The sequence below is a fragment of the Streptomyces sp. NPDC002779 genome (assembly GCF_042888685.1).
Classification (GTDB): domain Bacteria; phylum Actinomycetota; class Actinomycetes; order Streptomycetales; family Streptomycetaceae; genus Streptomyces.
Map to the genome: position 1 here is coordinate 1 of NZ_JBIAQC010000064.1, position 2,705 is coordinate 2,705.

3 protein-coding genes and 3 pseudogenes are annotated in these 2,705 nt (G+C 67.1%); 5 read left to right on the top strand and 1 reads right to left on the bottom strand.

Annotated features, from left to right (window positions below):
• Positions 1-305: 305 nt before the first annotated feature.
• Positions 306-671, top strand: a pseudogene (locus ACFYW5_RS37745) (ISKra4 family transposase); the annotation flags it as partial.
• 98 nt (positions 672-769) lie between these two features.
• Here the strand turns inward: ACFYW5_RS37745 and ACFYW5_RS37750 are convergent.
• The gene (locus tag ACFYW5_RS37750) at positions 770-955 is read right to left on the bottom strand and encodes a hypothetical protein (protein ID WP_389421666.1); all 186 of its coding nucleotides are present in this window, start codon (positions 953-955) and stop codon (positions 770-772) included.
• Here ACFYW5_RS37750 and ACFYW5_RS37755 point away from each other — a divergent pair.
• The 4 genes and pseudogenes from ACFYW5_RS37755 to ACFYW5_RS37770 form a co-directional block, all read left to right on the top strand.
• Positions 954-1,196: a hypothetical protein gene (locus ACFYW5_RS37755; RefSeq protein WP_389421667.1), complete on the top strand. Its 243-nt coding sequence runs from the start codon at positions 954-956 to the stop codon at positions 1,194-1,196. The genes ACFYW5_RS37750 and ACFYW5_RS37755 overlap by 2 nt on opposite strands.
• A gap of 63 nt (positions 1,197-1,259) precedes the next feature.
• Positions 1,260-1,595: pseudogene (locus ACFYW5_RS37760) on the top strand (transposase); the annotation flags it as partial.
• A 98-nt stretch (positions 1,596-1,693) separates the two neighbouring features.
• Positions 1,694-2,011: pseudogene (locus tag ACFYW5_RS37765) on the top strand (transposase); the annotation flags it as partial.
• A partial coding sequence (locus ACFYW5_RS37770; RefSeq protein WP_389421668.1) for an IS3 family transposase occupies positions 2,008-2,705 on the top strand: 698 nt, incomplete at its 3' end. The pseudogene ACFYW5_RS37765 and the gene ACFYW5_RS37770, both read left to right, overlap by 4 nt.

Consider the following 2,705-nt stretch of genomic DNA (forward strand, 5'->3'; position numbering starts at 1 on the left):
ATCGACGTCCTCTACGCGATGCTCCGAGACGGCACCTTCTACCAGCCACCCACCCCGGCTACAGCTTGACGAAGCCCATAGAGGCACCTTTTCCGTACGGCGTGAGCGATGGCCACGATAGTGGGGCACTCGCCATGCTCCGGACGCGACCGGCATACAGACTGTGGGACAGGGGAGTCCTGAGACGCCGGAGCTCATCCCGGTCGGCCTGATGAGCTGCTGCGGCATGCCAGTTGACCGCTTTTACGGACAGCCGATGGACGCGGTCACCTGGATCACCGACCCCTTCATGCACAGTGATCCTGCCTGCCGCGCCGCGCCGAGCGCTGGCTCAGGGGAGAGACACCGCAGGTCAGGCTGCCCACACCGCCGCCGAAATGACCAGCCGGGCTGTGCGGGAACACGTGCTGGCTGCCCGGCGCGAGGCGGTCGATGCCTGCAACCGCTACCTGATCGGCCACCTCGATCAGCTCCCCTACGACACGGCGCTGGACAACGGGTGGCCGATCGCCACCGGTGCGGTCGAGGGCGCCTGCCGTCACCGGATCGCCGACCGCCTCGACATCACCGGCGCCGGCTGGGGCCTTCACGGAGCGGAAGCCGTACTGCGGCTGCGTGCCGTCCTCTCCAACGGAGACTTCGCCCCCTACTGGCGCTACCGCGCCGCTTGAGGGCACGAACGCCTCTCCCCCGCACTTGCCAGCGGAACTACGCACGCACCGCCTGATCCCGGCGATCGTTCGAAACGAACTGCACCCCACCGCAAGTCCTAGTTGGGGCGACGGCGGCCGAGTACGCGCGCGAGTTCGCCGACCGGCGCCAGCATGTGTCCGCCATCGCCCGCACACCACCACACAACCTCGCGCTCCCGCTCCGAGCCGTGGACGCCGAGATCATGCCGGGGGCACACCGGCCAGACCTGCCAGGTCTGTTCGAGCAGGCTCTCCTGAATCATGATCGCCAGGCTGATCAGTGCCATGGTCGGGTCGCCGCAGGATGGGGCCGCCCCAGTTGAGCCTTTCACCGTCGGCAAGGCGGACACCGGCTCCCACCGGGGACCAGTCCTCCAGGAGCTCGATCTCCGGTTCGCCCTCGATCCCACGCGTGGGCAGGTCGCGGGCTACGATCCGCAGCGCGTCGCGCAACGTCTCCAAACGCTCGGGGGCGAGGTCGAAGCCGGGATTAACAACAGCTAACGAAAAGAGGTGAGTCGAGCCTGTCAGCCGTGTCTGGGCGTGGAGTTGAGCGTTGGCTGGTGTATGGGGGCTTCACCGTGGATCGTGTCGGATGAGCTGTGGGAGCGGATCGAGCCGTTGCTGCCGAGGAAGGAGCGCAGGTTTCGGTATCCGGGCCGTAAGCCGTTGCCGGACCGGCAGGTGCTGTGCGGGATCCTGTACGTGCTGCACACGGACATCCAGTGGGAGTACCTGCCTCAGGAGCTGGGGTTCGGTTCGGGTATGACGTGCTGGCGTCGGCTGCGGGACTGGAACGAGTCCGGAGTCTGGCAGCGGCTCCATGAGGTCCTTCTCGCCGAGCTGAACGCGGCAGGGGGGCTGGACTGGTCCCGCTGTATGGTTGATTCCTCGCACGTCAGGGGGGCCTCCCCCTGAGTGGTGGACACGCTGATACTGGATTTGCTTGATCCGGAGGAAGCGAGAAGACCGCCGATGGCGATGCAGGCTACTCGGACGAGTTCAAGGCCGATGCTGTGGCCCTGTACGAGTCCACACCCGGGGCGACCTACAAGAGCATCGCCGCTGACCTGGGAGTCAACCGGGCGACCCTGCGTGAGTGGGTGCTGCGGGAGCGCGAACGCCGTGGCGGCAGCGCCGCGGCTGCGAAGCCGGCCGCCCAACGTCGGGAGGCGGCACCGTCCGCTGATCCGGACGAGCGGGTCCGTCAGCTGGAGGCGAGGGTGGCCGAACTCGAGGCGAGTGAGTGCAAGCTCGCCACCGAGCGGGACATCCTCCGCAAGGCGGCCAAGTATTTCGCCGGAGAGACGAACTGGTGATCAGCCGCTTCCACTTCGTTGACGACCACCGGGACACCTATGAGGTGAAGCGGCTCTGCCAGGTCCTGGACGTGAACCGGTCCAGCTACTACAAGTGGCTCGCCGGCGCCGAGGGCCGGGCCGCCCGGCAGCACCAGGACCGGGTCCTGGCCGACGAGATCCGTGAGGTCCACGGCGAGTCCGGCGGCGCCTACGGCTCCCCGCGCGTGATGGCCGAGCTCCGCGAGAAGGGGCGGCGGGTCAACGAGAAGAGGATCGCCCGGATCATGCGGATGTTCTCCATCACCGGCATCCGCCTGCGGAGACGCGTCCGCACCACGATCCCGGACCCGGCCACCTCACCGGTTGCGGACATGTTCCAGCGAGACTTCACCGCCACCGAACCCGGCCTGAAATACATGGGCGACATCACCTATCTCCCGCTCGCCGGCGGGGAGTTCCTCTATCTCGCGACCGTGCTGGATTGCTTCAGCCGCAAGGTCGTCGGCTGGTCCATCGCCAACCACATGCGCACCGCCTTGGTCACCGACGCACTGCAGATGGCAGCCTCGACCCGCGGCGGCCTGGACGGCGCCGTCTTCCACTCCGACCACGGAACCCAAGGTGGATTCAACTGGTCGTCGCAACACCCTGATCTCGGAGGTGTGCGACGTGGCCACGACGGACTGGAGTTTGAAGACCAGCGATGTTCCGG